Annotated in this window: 13 protein-coding genes; 3 read left to right on the forward strand and 10 right to left on the reverse strand. The window is 45.1% G+C overall.

All coding sequences use genetic code 11. The features are described from left to right. Positions 1–13: 13 nt before the first annotated feature. The 9 genes from KTR06_RS14885 to KTR06_RS14925 form a co-directional block, all read right to left on the reverse strand. Entirely contained in the window at positions 14–967 is a 954-nt protein-coding gene (locus KTR06_RS14885; RefSeq protein ID WP_217290493.1) for a Fe-S cluster domain-containing protein, read from the reverse strand. 7 nt (positions 968–974) lie between these two features. After that, positions 975–1,400 (reverse strand): SoxR reducing system RseC family protein, encoded by a 426-nt coding sequence (locus KTR06_RS14890; protein WP_217290494.1) that lies wholly within the window; start codon positions 1,398–1,400, stop codon positions 975–977. Positions 1,401–1,612: 212 nt separating this feature from the next. After that, positions 1,613–4,861 (reverse strand): DUF4906 domain-containing protein, encoded by a 3,249-nt coding sequence (locus KTR06_RS14895; protein ID WP_217290495.1) that lies wholly within the window; start codon positions 4,859–4,861, stop codon positions 1,613–1,615. A 45-nt stretch (positions 4,862–4,906) separates the two neighbouring features. Then, positions 4,907–6,007, reverse strand: a complete 1,101-nt coding sequence (locus KTR06_RS14900; protein WP_217290496.1) for a hypothetical protein — start codon at positions 6,005–6,007, stop codon at positions 4,907–4,909. After that, positions 6,000–6,983, reverse strand: coding sequence for a FimB/Mfa2 family fimbrial subunit (locus tag KTR06_RS14905; RefSeq protein WP_254306430.1), 984 nt, complete (start codon positions 6,981–6,983; stop codon positions 6,000–6,002). Before KTR06_RS14905 ends, KTR06_RS14900 begins: the two co-directional genes overlap by 8 nt. 44 nt (positions 6,984–7,027) lie before the next feature. Next, complete coding sequence (locus KTR06_RS14910; protein ID WP_217290498.1) at positions 7,028–8,740, reverse strand: Mfa1 family fimbria major subunit; 1,713 nt, start codon at positions 8,738–8,740, stop codon at positions 7,028–7,030. A 27-nt stretch (positions 8,741–8,767) separates the two neighbouring features. Next, positions 8,768–10,198, reverse strand: a complete 1,431-nt coding sequence (locus KTR06_RS14915; RefSeq protein ID WP_217290499.1) for a DUF3868 domain-containing protein — start codon at positions 10,196–10,198, stop codon at positions 8,768–8,770. Positions 10,199–10,212: 14 nt separating this feature from the next. Then, positions 10,213–10,800 carry a DUF3575 domain-containing protein gene (locus KTR06_RS14920; protein ID WP_217290500.1) on the reverse strand — a complete coding sequence of 196 codons (588 nt, stop codon included), beginning with the start codon at positions 10,798–10,800 and terminating at the stop codon, positions 10,213–10,215. Between the two features lie 559 nt (positions 10,801–11,359). Next, positions 11,360–11,500, reverse strand: a complete 141-nt coding sequence (locus tag KTR06_RS14925; protein WP_217290501.1) for a hypothetical protein — start codon at positions 11,498–11,500, stop codon at positions 11,360–11,362. Positions 11,501–11,664: 164 nt separating this feature from the next. Between KTR06_RS14925 and KTR06_RS14930 the strand changes: the two genes are divergently transcribed. Together KTR06_RS14930 and KTR06_RS14935 are read left to right on the forward strand one after the other, a co-directional pair. Then, complete coding sequence (locus KTR06_RS14930; protein WP_217290502.1) at positions 11,665–12,288, forward strand: BT4734/BF3469 family protein; 624 nt, start codon at positions 11,665–11,667, stop codon at positions 12,286–12,288. Between the two features lie 20 nt (positions 12,289–12,308). After that, positions 12,309–14,171: a DUF3987 domain-containing protein gene (locus KTR06_RS14935; RefSeq protein WP_217290503.1), complete on the forward strand. Its 1,863-nt coding sequence runs from the start codon at positions 12,309–12,311 to the stop codon at positions 14,169–14,171. A gap of 127 nt (positions 14,172–14,298) precedes the next feature. Here the strand turns inward: KTR06_RS14935 and KTR06_RS14940 are convergent, their stop codons facing one another. After that, positions 14,299–14,517, reverse strand: a complete 219-nt coding sequence (locus tag KTR06_RS14940; protein ID WP_195472816.1) for a DUF4248 domain-containing protein — start codon at positions 14,515–14,517, stop codon at positions 14,299–14,301. A 221-nt stretch (positions 14,518–14,738) separates the two neighbouring features. Between KTR06_RS14940 and KTR06_RS14945 the strand changes: the two genes are divergently transcribed. Beyond that, positions 14,739–15,227: a DNA-binding protein gene (locus KTR06_RS14945; protein ID WP_117683541.1), complete on the forward strand. Its 489-nt coding sequence runs from the start codon at positions 14,739–14,741 to the stop codon at positions 15,225–15,227. Positions 15,228–15,396: the final 169 nt, after the last annotated feature.

Here is a 15,396-nt window from a genome sequence, read left to right on the forward strand (position 1 = left end):
TTTTTTTCTGTTATTATTCTGTTACTTTCGGAGCTTCTGTAGCCTTTGCAGCAGGAGTTTCCACTTTTGCAGCCGATGCAGGAGTCTCCACCGCTTCTTTAGAAACAGCAGCCGGTTTCGGAGCAGCCGGAGCTTCTTCTTTCGGTTTCCGTGGCGGGAAATTCAACTCGACAATGCTATTCTGCGGACAAACTTCCACACATTTCCGGCAAGATTTACACTTGTTCGGATCAATGTAAGCCAAGTTGTTTTCCAGCGTAATAGCTTCGAACGGACAAGTCTTCACACACTTGCCACAGCCGATACAGCTCACTGTACAAGCCTTACGTGCCACCGCTCCCTTGTCTTTATTCACACAAGAGACATACACGCGGCGTGACTTCTTTCCTTGCGGACGGATTTCGATGATCGCCTTCGGGCAAGCCTTCACACAAGCGCCACAAGCGGTACATTTCGCTTCATCCACTTCCGGAAGTCCCGTTTCAGGATTCATGTGGATGGCATCGAACTGACAAGCCGCCACACAGTCACCACACCCCAGACATCCGTAACTACATCCCGTTTCCCCACCATACAGCGAAGCGGCAATAGCACAACTCTTCGCACCATCATATTGGTTGGTACGCGGACGATTGGCACACGTTCCGTTACATCTTACCACTGCTACCATCGGTTCAGCTTCACCGGCTGCAAGTCCGAGGATATCAGCAATTTGTGCCATGACAGGTTGTCCACCTACGGGGCAGAATTTACCATCCAGCGAACCGGCTTTGACGCAAGCGTCGGCAAAGCCGCTACAACCGGGATAGCCACATCCACCACAATTAGCCTGGGGAAGCACTTCTCCCACCTGAGCAATCCGCGGGTCTTCATACACGGCAAATTTCTTGGAAGCCACATAAAGAATAGCGGCCAGCACGAGCGCTATAGCTCCCAATGAAATCACTGCAATCAGAATCAAATTCATAATGTTTTTAGTTATTTATTGGTTTTATAGTAAATGAAAATTGTTGTTTGAGTCGCGTTTTATTGAGCCACAAAACGAAATAATAAGGTATAAGGACAGCCAGAGAAAGAAGTGCTGCATACAACTCATTCTCTATCCACGCCATCAAAAGAAACAATGAAAATATAAGAAGTACGAAAGGAAGTACGAAAGCCAATACCACTGCCATCATGCCCATCGACGTTTCGCCGACCACCATCACCTTCTCTCCCACCTGATAGGAAGAAGCCGCGGTATCTATAATATCTATGATTTTGTCCTTACTATCCGCCGAGGAACAATGCCCCTTTGCGCTACAAGCCGCGCAAGCCGATGTCTGGACAATCCTCACCAACAGATGAGAACCTTGTATGTTTTCCACAATACCTAGATGCTTTATAGTATTATTCGTCATTTTGCAAACTCCGCATTACAAATCGCGGCAAATTTAATCATTATTTATGAACTACGAAGCATTCCCCCAACTTTTTCTACATAATAAATTGTTATTTTTTGCGTTTACGTTATCGCACACGGGAAAAAGATTCCTATCATTTAGTACTCTATATAAATAAACGTGAGTTCGATATGTCGAACTCACGTTTATTCTACATTATGCATCTTATTCTACTTATCTTCTACGCATCGTACGAAGCAGGCATCTTGTGCACCGCCGGTTGAACTACGGGTGATGGGATAGAAATCAAAAGTAAAGTAATTGAAATCCCATCCGGTTGCATTCCCATCTCCGGGCTTTTCAGCCTTTACATAATGACTCAACCAGTAGATTGCTCCGGGACGCATATATACGTCATAAAAGAGAGGAGCGCCCGCGACACCCACGGGGTAGCTCTCGCTAAGCCATCCACTGGGGAATCGTTCGGCTCGAGTTGCTGCATATCTTAATGTGCCCGCGCCTTTGGCATCTTTTTCTTTTCTATGTCCATATCCAGAAGCTCCAATAGGAAAGAACAGACTTTTTCCGGTTTGTTGATTGTAGACAAAACAACCACGCATTCCGCGCTTTGTATGATTGTAGTCATAACCGTACGCGTCGTTTATATCATCTTCAGTACTTGTCGATCCATCTCCATACAGTATACCATATCCTTGTTTGATGTCTATATGGTCATATAATGCTTTAAAATCATCATAAGAAGCAATTCTTGTATTTGAAGGAAGCTGCGATGAATCGACAAACGCAGCATCGAAACCACTCTTGTCGTCCGACGGCGCGTTTACAGGTTTTATCTCTCCCCATGCCTTTTCTCCACTTGTGCCTGCAATGGTTAATTTTTGGGTTCCTGGCCCTTGGAAAGATTCTGGTGTAACGTTTATCCAATATGGCCCCGGGGTCTTATTATTGACCGCGTCGATTGGCTCGGTCATGTTACCCCATTTGAACAACGAACCTTCTTCCAGCGGAGAAGCGGTTTCTGTATCTTTAGTCTTCATGTTACGCGCATGCCATTCGGTCCCTCCATCAATCAATGCATCGGGAGCATCTCCTTGACGTACAAATATCAAGTGGTAGCAAGTATAGTTGTGATACTCTACCCGTATGATGGCATATCGATTTTCATTCTCTCCGCAGCCGCCATTAAAGTCAATTCTGAAATCTATATTCGAACCGGTTTTCCCATAAACGGTGTCGTTGCTTACTTCGCTATGTTTCTTGCCGACACCTAAATTGATAAAGCTTTTATCCCCACAAACCACATAGGCTTTCCACGGACCTTCGGAAGCGAATACCTCAAATTTTGTTCCATTCTCTTGAGGTAATCGTTTCAATAGTACGTCGAATCCTGCGTCATTGTCATGGCTGCGCCAAATTCCTTTGGGGTTGACAATACGACGCACTTGATAAATAACAGGGTTTTCATTCCCTTTGGCGGAGTTTGTAACGGAAGAATTTGTAGAAATCGTTTTCCATACTGTACCGTCCGGATTCAATAACGTCGCTTTTATCTCCACTTCCGATCTGCGTTGATAGGCCACATAGGGATTATTCCCAGTATATGCGGTTGCTTTAATTAGCTGTTTGGCGCGGGTGTACATAGGAAGCAGCATATGATATATGCTATCACCTTCTTTTCTTACTTTGTATTCTCCGTCTTTTTCCTCTCCTGCTTCACCAAAGAAACTATGTTCCTCTTCGTCTGTAATATCTCCGATGGGATATGTGCGTTCTCCTCTTTTATGCTCTTCATAATAAGATTGGTTGGAGGTTTCAATATACGGAGCTGTTCCGGTTATAACCAAATCCTTGGTCGCACGCAGGGACAGAAAACCATTCCACGGGTTGGCATTAGCTATATCCATCTTATCGTAATAATCGAAAGTTTTTAATGCATTATAGGGGCCCCATCGATTGTCTACAATCCTTGCCTCTATTTTACCCAGTTTACGTCCTCCTGTTCTGACTTTCAGCGGCAACATCATCGAATGATTATACAGATAAGATATATAATAAGGATTCGGCACCTCAATACCCGGTTCCGGCTCCTGATATTCTATGTGCCAGTCGGCATCATTCGCGAAGTTTTTGAATTTCAGTGTGAGTTTATAATGATGGTTACGCTCGGCGTTGTAGTCGGTCTTTACATCTTTTCCAAGCATAAAACGATATTTGATATTCCCGCTCCCCACTTTTTCAGGGTTGACGGAAACGTAATAAGCATCTACTTCGATGTAAGTGCCATAAGGCACGTCATCTTTCGGCAGATAATCGGGATATAATATATTATCTCCCGGCAATCCGGGATGATCCAGTTCTCCATTACCATCGGCATCCTGCAATTTGCTGGGGCCTTTTCCTTGCATATTTTCGAAGAAAAACAAGGCGTCGGCAGTTTCTTCGTGTCCTTTTTTGTGCAACACTCCGTTTTCTTCAACAGGCCACGGATAATAAGATTTACCAGTGGACAAACGTACCGGATAGGATGCATCAAACACTGTCGGTTCCGTATCTCCTTCGTAGTATTTGATCACCTCTCCGTCAGGCATATCCTCTCCCTTTGCAGGAAAGGGCAAGTCATATCCTTCATCTTCCGCTCCCACCTTATTGTCTTTTCCCAAATAGCAATGAGTCGGAATATCTTTAATCTGCACCGACTTCAGGTAAATGAAAACCCCTTCTTTCAACGCGCTTGCATCGTATGCAACAGTTACTTTGGAGGCTGCGCGGCGTATCCATGCATGCAGCGTCATACCTTTCTTGTTGATGGCTACCAGCGCATCTTCCGTATTGCGGTTGGCTCCTGTGGGGGCATCCGGCAGCGTGGTGAAATGACCGAACATCTGGTTGTTGGCGATGGCTTTGCTTTTTGCACCGTCTTCCGTCGACACCCAGTTCTCTGCCTGCCATGCCAGGCCGATAGATTTCAGTCCTTCCCTAGTCCTGATGGCAGGGTAATGAGATGTTTTCATCAGATTTCCCATATTGGCCACTGCATATATATAATGATTGCCGTAAGGCACCCCGGATAATCGGAATGAGGCTTGCTGGGTCCGGCTTTCTGCGGTTGGCCCCCCTTCTGCGTCGTCGCTTGTGCGGTCTTCATCTTTCACCTTGAAAGAACCGTCGTTACCTTCTGTAGAAGCAGAACCGTCGGGAAGGAGGTAATATACTTTCGTTAGGGTTCCTTCTTTATCATACAGCAGCACACACAGGTTGTTGATGTCTTTGATGGCATCCCCTGCTGTGCGTGTCTTTACGTCCAAAGCCGGGCGAAGAGGAAGAAACTCTACCGTTGCATTTACGTCGGTTTCCCCTTCGGGCATTTGTTCGTATCTGTTGTTGAACCAATCGTCCGTGCAGGCAGCCAAAACAAATATCAGCATACCCGTAAGACTATAAAGAATATTTCGTTTCATATTTTCCTGCATAAAATTATTTTAAGGAAATCCTCTCTTCGTTGGTTATAGCCCGAAATCGGGATCTAATGTGACTTCGGTATATGGACGCACATCTACCTTCCAGTCCGTGCTTGTATCTTTAATGGTAATGTATACTTTTACGTGCGTATTACGCGGCAATTGGGGCACGTTCTCCAAAAAGCCTTTCAGCTCCGCACCGTCTACCCAAAGGCTTACCGAATAGTTTTTCTTCTCGTCCGCTCCTCCTTCATCTTCATACACGTGTTTGCCTTCCAAAAAATAGCAGGAAGGCGACAGGGTGATCTCTTTATTTTTTGGCAAAGAGTAGCTGGCATTAAAGCGATAGGTATAATATTCCGTTTCGGGCACCTCAAATGCTTCAATTTCTTTATAAATTGTCCCGTCGCTTCCCTCTACGTCCCGATACCTCACACCTCGTGGCAAGAGATATGCCTGTCTTGCCATATTATGAACGGAATATCCCGTGACAGTCTTGTCTAGCGAACTTTCATTCTTGACATAGAATGAGTATTTGACAGCAGCTCTTATGATGAACAAATCAGCTTTCCGGTCGGTCTCTCCCACCTCCACCGTATGACATTCGTTCATGGGCACATAGTTAGGTTTCACCTCCAGTTGTTTGCCTTCATCCAGCTTTACCATCAGCTTGCCGATCTTCTCTACTGGAAACGCATCTCCTTTTTTAATCCGCTCCAGTTCGTCTTTCAACCGGATCCGAACCCCGTCTTCCGACTGGATGTCTATTGATGAGTTTTCATTTGCAAACAGATAAACTCGCTTGGTTTCCCTGCCGCGCACTTTGAAGCGTTCATCCCCATAATGTTGCAGGACATCCCGGAAAGAGATAAACCGGTTTTCTTCTACAGTGTTATCAGGACGCACTACGATGATGCGCAGTGTGCTCATCAATTCGTAACCATTGGCGGCATCTTCGTATCCGTCGCCTTCGGCGCGGGTAATGCCCGAATGCATCACATCTGTAAGCGAAACATTGATATCGAGATTTACCCACACCGCATCATCATCGCCACCGAATCGGCTCATCTCCTCTTTGTCACTGCCGCAAGCAGACAACAGACAGACAACGAAACTGAATAGGATAATATATACGAATTTATTCATATTTTATATTATTGACTCTGACTACCCAATCGTTTACTTTTATAGTCACCTTAAACCACTCGTGGCTTGAATCAAGGAAAAATATCATCGACCAGTAATATCCCCGGTCCAAAAACTCCTGTGGGGGCATCGCGGCAAAATGATCACTTTTGAGTATTAACAGATAATTAATCAAAGGGATGTTGACCACTTCCTTTCCGTCTGCTTTACGCTTGATAATCATCTTCGGACTATTCTTCGTCATCAACCGCGACGTGGAAAACTCTGCATAAGCCACCACTTCCTCTTTGTTTCCTTCAATGACTCCCGTCGAAGCTTGTCCTTGCGACCACGGGGTATAGGTGACCGGACCATTCGGAAGCAAGTCGTTGTCATACGAAAACAAAGTATTGTCGTCGGTGATTTCAAACTCATACTCTTTGTCATCCACCGGTTCACCGTTCATTTGTTGCAATACGATACGGATGTTGTTGGTGTTCTTCATCATCTTCACCACCCCTTTCTGATAAAGGTCGGATGTGGCAAGAGTGAGCTCACCCCAAAACATATCATGCAATTTACGCTTTTCAGGAAGATCAGACTCGACGCGACGCCAGTCGGCTTCTACCCGCAGATCGGTATAATTGCTTCCGGCGTCAGGCTCTTGAAGCAGCGAGAAGGTTTTCTCCTTACATGCCAATCCACCATAGGCCACAAAGCGATATGTGCCTTTCTTCAAGTCGAGCTGCATCCGGTAGTCCTCATTTTGCAATGCGGCGCCTGTGACGATACGGCGGTCTACGTAGTTGCCTTCTTCGTCGTAAATAAACAAAGTAAGACAATCTACCTGGTTCGGGAATGCGTTGGCAAACTCCAGGTTATAATCGTAGATAAAGCGTAACGACACACCATGCGGACAAGGATCAAGATCCTCGTAGATGCGTTCGCACGAAGAAAAAACAAGCCCCATAGCTGCGGCACCAAACACCGCAGCCATAAGTCTTGAAATTATATTTTGTTTTCTACTTTGCATTGTTTTAATCAATCAAATGTGATGCTATTGACGCGAACTACCCATGGCAACACTTGTACAGACACTGTGAAGTATACATCACTGTTTTCGTCCGGCTCGTTCGGATCTACCGGATCAGGATCTTTGCCCGGATCTGTGGGATGTCCCAATATGGAAATCTTGTCTACGCACAATTTATAAACATTGTTGCGGACCACAGCAAACTCCATGATGCCCATTTCTGCAGGCATTCCGTTGTTGTTGTGACGGTTCCAATAATAGTAAAACACTTCATACTCACCGTTGTTATTGGGTGTGTAGATAGTAAAACCGTGGTCCGTCCACATCTTATCCGTTGGCTTGCCGTTGCCAGCTGCAGCCATCACTGCATTATACTCATTCTTAACGGCAGTGTTTTCCGATAAATCTGCGAACATACTCTGAATATACAATGCATTGTTGTACACATAAAGAGGTTCTCTTTGTGCCATAGCAGCTCTCACGACAGGATTATTATCTGTAGCGATAATATGTCCTTTAAATACAATACCGGTCGAAATACCGTTCATTTGTCTGCGCGGAGAAGGAATCGTGTTTTCTGTCACATAACGCCAGACACGATAACCGGTCTTGTCGATGCCATCCGGAGCATCCTGCCAGTTGTTAGAATCGTTTTCTCCTTTGTTTATAATATCTCTCAATTTCACCCATTTCCATTCGGAGTTGGTGTCAAACTGTCCGGAAATCCAACTATTACCATTATCGGTAAATCTTCCTAAGTTATAGAAGAAGTTTCCCGTTAAATCTTCGCTTCCCGTATAAGAGATTTTGTCATCAAAGTCGTAATCCACTACATAATTATTAGTTGTCTCAAGCCCGCAAAGGTCGAATTTCGTATAATCTGCATTGCCATTGCCATCTTGTGAGCAAGTGCGGCGCAAATAATAAAACTCCTTACTCATATTGAGCAGAGCAGCATCGGTCAGCTGTACTTGAACCATGGGTTTACCTTCCGAATTTTTGAGAACATGATAAGTAGCAGTAGCTCTATCTCCATTCTCACTATCGGACGGTCCTTGCTTGTAGTCGAAACGAGCCACTGCGCGTTCCACTTTCACAGTTCCTAAAGGATAGGCAGATTCTTTCGTTTTATATCCTGAAAAAGAATCCGGCAATTCGCGGGACAGTAAAACTGCATTTGCCATTAAGAATTTCCCACCTGTACATATCTCTATGTTTTCTGCACCTGACAATTTACAGGTTGCATTTCCCACAGTCAGCAATTCACCAGAATTAAATTTATTAGCCTTTTCTATCAAATCATCTGTCGGATTGCAAAAGGCATACACCAATACTTCTTTCCCTGCCTGACCGCGCAATGCCGTTTCAGAAAGTCCCATGGTGTAAGTGCTGGCATCAGCACCTTCTGTTCCGTCAGTACCACGTACATAGCTAGACGCAACAAATTTGCGGTCGGGTGTAGTCAAGACAACCAATACACCTTTTGTCACTTTGTTTTCATTATCTGTTCCAATTTCTATACCACCGTTAGAAGTAACATAATCGTCCCCTGCCCCAGTATCTGTTACACTGCGGGTTGTTTGGGGCAGTTCCAATCTAAAGCGCATATAAACTCCGTTTTCCACATCACCATCATTCACAGTAGCAATGTCGTCATTGTTACAAGCTGCCAATGCAAAACATAAAGCGCCTGCTAAAATTTTACTCCAGCTTTTTTTCATCTTTTCTTATTTTTAAATTAATATTCCTTATTTGATTTCCTCAATTTGCCTTAACATCTTTTCTGCATCCGGCATTCCTTTACGCACAGCTTCTTCAAACATTTTTTCGGCAGTGTCGAAATCTTTGTTCAAAGCAGCAAGAGTGGCGCGTGCATAGATGGCTTGCGGTGAATCACCTGCTTTCTGCAGGTAGCGTTCGGCACTTTTAAGACTGCCACGACTCATGGCGATATTGGCTGCATTGAGGTTAGCCACTTCATCGTCGGGGAACATACGCACAGCGATGTCGAATGTTTCGTTATACTCCTCACTGCCAATTTCCATTTCTTGTGCAGCAAGATACATTTCATTGAGACTTAGCTTCTGCGGCTGTGTCTTGATGAGACGTTTAATCTCTTCCACGTCAGTATAAGCCCGCACTTCATACTTCACGGCATAGTCCGAATGGCGCAACCCCGGATACACCTCTTTCAGTAAGAAAGCATACTCCTTCGGGAAGGCAGTCTTGATACTCCGTTCTTTGGCGTCCGGATCCATGTTGCTACGTATCAAGGCAAGGATGCCTGCCTTGTTGTCCAAAGATGAACTTTCAACGTAACGCTCCAGCCCGGCCCAATCCTCGGGTTCGTAGTCGGTAATGAATTGCATGTCGGCAAAATTATATTGTTTGCGTACATACTCTTTCAGTGTTTTCGTACGCCCCATGGCAAGGCGCTCGTTATTAGAATACGGACTTTCGGGCGATGCATATCCCTTGATGCTGACAGAGATGATGCGTGTATCAGCATCGTTGCGCACAGCATCAATGGTGGAAAGAATCTTCTGCAATTCCACCGGATTACGGCGGTAGTTCTCATGTATTTCCGTACGATTTACAGGGAAATCGATATAAGCAGAACCTTCCAACACATTAATTTTAGGTTCGGCTTTCGGGCGGATGTATATGTAAGAAGGCACAAACGCCTTCGGTTCGAGCCGAAGCGCCAACAGCGGTTCGTTTTCGCCGGCAAGCGTCTCGTCACAACATCCACACACTTCATTCAGGGTAACAAGTTTAGATGTATTCATCCATTTTTCATAAGGTACCACCGTACGATATTCCACTACCGATACGTCGCTGCGACGGTATATTTGCGTAGTCGCCGGCCTCAAGTTATCATTGCGTAAATGATGGTAATACCGATTACGCCCTGCAATCAACACAGCAGGCAAGCTCAACGTGTTGTCATCACTTGCCAATGCCGGCGTAAATATCACTTCGCGATTGCTCTTAACCTCCAAACCGGATACGTCTATATCCATCGAAATGAAGAGTTTGTCATCCGAATGGGAAACGAAAAGATTTCGCACTGTCACTTGCCCATTCATAAGCGGCTGTCCTTTTACACCAGCCACACCAAGTAGTGACAACAAAACACTACCTGTTATTTTAGCTATTTTATTGTTTATTGTAATCATGACTACAGACCGAATTAAAATGTATAAACCAGATTGACAGCCGCTTTTGTGGGACCAAAATAGTTGTGCGATTTTCCTTTGGCAAGTTTGGTGCCGCAAGTTGCACATGGATAGACATCATAGCGTGTATAAACCCAACCCAGCCCGAGTTCGGCTTCCAAATTCCAATGCTTATTCAATATCCATGCATAACCGTATGCAATGCCGGCACCGGCAAACCATCCTTGATAACGACGGTCGGAAACTACAGAGAAATCTGTACCTAGAAAAGAAAGGTTGTTTTTCAGACCGCCAACATTATATTGGCCGCCTAAAGCGTGGACACCCATAAAATGACCGGCAAAACGGTCGCAGAACCAATAACGCGCTTCCGGTTGCAAAAGCCAGTGCTTCCACTTCCGCTCGTGAGAAAGTGTCCATCCATTGTAATCGGCAGATAAATCGAATGTCCAGCGAGGAGCCAAACCTACCTCTACGCCTACATTCACATTCAAAAACGCATCATACAGAACATTAGTCTTAATTGCTACTTTCTGTGCTCTCGCCAGCGAACAGAACGTCCCAGACAAGACTAACAACAGAAAAAAAGTCGTTCGTTTCATCTCAAGTGTGTATTATTCAGTTTAACTTTAAGTCTTTACCTTATTTTCCCTCTGAATCCCCCACAAGTACATATCAAACGTACTAATAAAACAACATCGGACAATACTCCGGATGATAATATAATATACACAATATTTATGCTTCTCTATATTTAAGATTAAGAGAAACATCAAGTAACATAAAAAATTAACATCTCTTCATTAGAGATATATTAATTTACAGGCAAAATTACATAAATTCCATAAAGTAACAATATAATATGACTTTTTTTTTTTAATCATCCCCAAAAAAATCAAATAAGACAACTGCCAGGCACTCCTCCTCTTATTTTTATAAAGCCACCAAAATTCATTTATAAAAAAATAGCAGGCGAGAAAATTTTCTCGCCTGCCTTTTTTTATTTCACCTGCTTTTCATTGCGTTCTTCTCTCTCCTCTTTTTCCTTCCGATACCTCATATATAGCTGTTTCCACCTGTTCAAAACCCTCTCGATTTCCTCCTCGTCAAGATAATCAAAACAGAATTCCACCACTTTTAAGTAATTACCCAATGAGCAATCTAGCCCTTTTTTAACTCATTCAAAGGATCATGGCCGATCCCCAATGCCTTGTACACATTCTTATTTGTCAAACACGTGCGTTTAAGCAACTCACTAACGCTAGCTCCTAATGCTGCGTAATAGTCTTTTTCTTTTTTCATACTTATTTATTATTAAAATTACACCATGATGGTTAATTATTTTAACTTTCATCCTAACATATCAGGATAATGCTTATTTTGTTTCTACTACATTTACACCATGTTTCAAAATGCACACATATATGATGCAAAGTAAATAATTAAATTTTTAATAACAAAGAATTATGCCAAACGATTACAAAATGTCCTATTTCATGCCTCCCATCGCCCCTATCAAAGACAAACAGGGACAAATACTCACTCCCCCCACACTTTCCCCCTTCTGCGAAGTCTGCATTGAACAGGTTTTCCAGATGATTACCAGCAACGAAGACCTCAGGCTCCTGACCGAGCAAGTACGCAACGCACCGGACATACGCATAGCAAAAACAAGACTTTTGCCCTATGTAACTCCCTGCGGCACCTTCTCCCGCCGCAGCGGTAAATACTTCCTGTCCCCATCAGGGCTGGTGATTGTAGACCTAGACCATTTCCGCTCTTACCGGGAAACTGAAGAAATGCGCCGTGTGTTACATGACGACCCGCTCCTCCGTCCCGTACTCACGTTTATCAGTCCCAGCGGACTGGGTGTAAAGGCCTTTGTCCCCACCTACCATTTATCCACGGCAACAAGCGGCAAACAAATCACAGAATGCATGAGTTGGGCAATGCAGTACGTAGAGACAGCGTATAATACAGAAACATCTGTTTTCTCCGAAACAAAGACCAAAGTAGATTTCTCCGGCAAAGACCTTGTGAGATCCTGCTTTCTTAGCCACGACCCCGAAGCTTTATTCAGAAACATCTAACATAAGAAAATTAAGAAAAAATGAACAACATCGAATCACTACGCCGTCTCACCGAGACAGTTGAAACAGCAGGAGCAGACATCGCACCCACTTACATCGAATACATACAACTGGCATTTGCCATCGCCACCGACTGCGGCGAAGCCGGGCGCAACTATTTCCACCGTCTCTGCCGCCTGTCTGCCAAATACCAGCGCGAACACACCGAACAGGTGTTCTCCAACGCACTCGCCACAAAACATGGTGACGTACATCTAGGCACGGCTTTCCACCTTGCCGGAATCGCAGGAGTCAAGCTCCATCAAGACGACGTAATGAACAAGCCAAAGGGTACAAAGGGTACAGAAGATTCAGGGGCAAATTTCTCCACACACACGTGCGCGCGTTATAAGGTAGACAATGACGAAAATACCGGAAAAGAGGAAAATACCCAAGAAGAGGAAAGAGAAGAAGAGGAACTTCTCTCGGGCAGTGAACCGAAACAACAACTGCCCACCTTCCCCAAAGCCGACTGGCCCCTACTCCTACAACGTATCATTACCTATGGCAAAAGCGACGCCCTGAAAGACGTTATGCTTTTAGGAGCATTGACAGCCCTGGGTGCAACCATCGCCCCACATTTGCGCTGTTCCTATAGCGGCAAATTCCTGCATCCCTGCCTTCAGTATTTTGCCATCGCTCCTTCCGCTTCCGGCAAAAGCATCCTCTCTTACATCCGGCTGCTTGCCACTCCCATCCACGATGAAATCCGTGCGGAAGTAGCAGCAAAGATGAAAATCTACAAGAAAGAGAAAGCCGCCTACGAGGCATTGGGCAAAGAACGAGCGAAAGTGGACGCACCGCAAATGCCCGCCAACAAGATGTTCATCATTTCGGGTAACAACACCGGCACAGGCATCCTGCAAAATATTATGGACTCTGACGGAATAGGATTTATCTGCGAATCTGAAGCGGATACCCTCTCTACCGCCATCAACGCAGACCATGGACATTGGAGCGATACCCTCCGAAAAGCCTTCGACCACGACTGCCTGTCTTACAACCGCCGCACCGACCAGGAATACCGCGAAGTGAAGAAAAGCTACATCTCCCTCAACATTTCCGGCACACCGTCGCAAGTGAAATCCTTCATCCCCACCACGGAAGACGGAGCCTTCTCCCGCCAATTGTTCTACTACCTCTACGGCATCGACCAATGGATCAACCAATTTTTGGAAGACGACCTGGATCTCGAAGAAATATTTACCAACCTCGGATTGGAATGGAAAAAAGAAGTGGAACAGATAAAAGCACATGGGATACATACGCTCTGTCTTACCGAGGAACAGAAAAAAGAGTTCAACACCCAATTCTCCCACCTCTTCCAACGCTCGAGCATAGCCAACGGCAGGGAGATGTACAGTTCCATCGCCCGCCTGGCTGTCAATCTATGCCGCATCATGTCGATAGTGGCCCTGCTGCGTGCCCTTGAAAGCCCGCATCCCTACCAAGTGAAGAACGCTCCCTCCTCGGGACTGACTCCGGATAAGGGCATTCCCGAAGATAACATCAAAGACAATATCATCACCCGTTGGAAGCTTGCCATCACCCCTGACGATTTCCACGCAGTGCTCCGTCTTGCGGAACCGCTCTACCGCCATGCCACACACATTCTCTCGTTCCTTCCTTCCACGGAAATCAGCCGACGTTCCAATGCCGACCGCGACTTCCTCTTCTCGCAGTTGGGCGACCGTTTCACTCGTGCACAAATGATAGAGACAGCAGAATCCATCGGAATTAAGAAAAATACCGCCATCACTTGGTTGAAACGACTGACGCAGCGAGGCATATTAGTGAAGGGAGATGGCAACGGAATATATGAACGCGCATGTGTGCGTGTGTGAGTGAGCCCTGAAAAAGTGTACCTGCTGTACCTCTGCCGCAAATAAATAACGGTACAGCGTTTTACGGATACTAAAGCGGCGCTTTAGAGAGCATAAAGCTAAGCTTTAGCCCTCTTAAAGCGCCGCTTTAAGGTTCTCCTAATGCATCCACAATCACCCTCACCTCCAAAGGCGTATATGAACGGTGCTCCGGTTGATAGCCCAGGTCGTACAAGCGTTGCAGCAGTCCGGGACACCGCTCTATCCACTTTTTCATTTTTCGGTAAGCGGCAATATCAGTAAGTTCGGGAGAATAAAGTTGCGCCAGTTCCATGCGCCCGTAGGCACGTATTCTGAATTCGATCATGATGAATAAGAGTTTGATTTAATGTTACAAATGTAGCAAAATAGTTGCACATACGCAACGCTTTCCGGTTGAATAACCGACGCTAACTGCACATAACTGACAAGTAACGGGCATAAGTGTATATAAGCGATTTTCCGGACTTCCGGCATCCTATCTTTGTATCGTCGGAAGGGAAAAGAATCCCGAAGACACGATGTTTTAACCCTTTAATTTATTGTTTTATGATTCGTTACAAAATTTATCAGAACCAGCAGAAGAAAGGCTTGAATGCGGGTAAGTGGTTCGCCCGTGCAGTAAGCGATGAGACGTTTGATTTGGCAAAGCTTGCCGAACACATGTCGAAGCACAATTCACCATATTCCGGTGGTGTCATCAAAGGTGTGCTTTCGGATATGGTAGATTGTATCAAGGAGTTGTTGCTGGACGGCAAATGTGTGAAAATTGATGATCTTGCCATTTTTGGGGTAGGTATTCGCAGTAAGGCAGCCGATACGTTGGAAGAATTCTCGTTGGAGAAGAATATTAGCGGCATGCGTCTGAAAGCTCGTGCCACCGGTAACTTATCAACTACCAACTTGAAACTCGACAGTCAGTTGAAACAGCAGGCTGAATATCAGAAACCGGGCACTTCCGGAGGTGGTTCTGATTCGGGTGATAACCCTGATCCAAAACCGGACGGAGGTGGCGAAGCACCCGACCCGGCTGCTTAAAAGATTCACCACTGATTACACAGATTTCCACAGATTATAATTTAATTGGTAGTCATTAAAGTAGTCGATTATTTATTTCTGTGTGAGTCTGTGTAGTAGTGTGCATAGTTGCGTAGTTTGCAGCTCTGCGACAAAAGAAAACTGTTATCCATTATTTAAAACCTGTTAT

It is taken from the genome of Bacteroides sp. MSK.20.12, assembly GCF_019052435.1.
Lineage (GTDB): Bacteria > Bacteroidota > Bacteroidia > Bacteroidales > Bacteroidaceae > Bacteroides > Bacteroides xylanisolvens.

Bases quoted from the DNA above. Each gene is read 5' to 3' on its own strand.
- KTR06_RS14885 (WP_217290493.1), bottom strand. From the start codon at position 967: ATGAATTTGATTCTGATTGCAGTGATTTCATTGGGAGCTATAGCGCTC.
- KTR06_RS14890 (WP_217290494.1), bottom strand. From the start codon at position 1,400: ATGACGAATAATACTATAAAGCATCTAGGTATTGTGGAAAACATACAA.
- KTR06_RS14895 (WP_217290495.1), bottom strand. From the start codon at position 4,861: ATGAAACGAAATATTCTTTATAGTCTTACGGGTATGCTGATATTTGTT.
- KTR06_RS14900 (WP_217290496.1), bottom strand. From the start codon at position 6,007: ATGAATAAATTCGTATATATTATCCTATTCAGTTTCGTTGTCTGTCTG.
- KTR06_RS14905 (WP_254306430.1), bottom strand. From the start codon at position 6,983: ATGGCTGCGGTGTTTGGTGCCGCAGCTATGGGGCTTGTTTTTTCTTCG.
- KTR06_RS14910 (WP_217290498.1), bottom strand. From the start codon at position 8,740: ATGAAAAAAAGCTGGAGTAAAATTTTAGCAGGCGCTTTATGTTTTGCA.
- KTR06_RS14915 (WP_217290499.1), bottom strand. From the start codon at position 10,198: ATGATTACAATAAACAATAAAATAGCTAAAATAACAGGTAGTGTTTTG.
- KTR06_RS14920 (WP_217290500.1), bottom strand. From the start codon at position 10,800: ATGAAACGAACGACTTTTTTTCTGTTGTTAGTCTTGTCTGGGACGTTC.
- KTR06_RS14925 (WP_217290501.1), bottom strand. From the start codon at position 11,500: ATGAAAAAAGAAAAAGACTATTACGCAGCATTAGGAGCTAGCGTTAGT.
- KTR06_RS14930 (WP_217290502.1), top strand. From the start codon at position 11,665: ATGCCAAACGATTACAAAATGTCCTATTTCATGCCTCCCATCGCCCCT.
- KTR06_RS14935 (WP_217290503.1), top strand. From the start codon at position 12,309: ATGAACAACATCGAATCACTACGCCGTCTCACCGAGACAGTTGAAACA.
- KTR06_RS14940 (WP_195472816.1), bottom strand. From the start codon at position 14,517: ATGATCGAATTCAGAATACGTGCCTACGGGCGCATGGAACTGGCGCAA.
- KTR06_RS14945 (WP_117683541.1), top strand. From the start codon at position 14,739: ATGATTCGTTACAAAATTTATCAGAACCAGCAGAAGAAAGGCTTGAAT.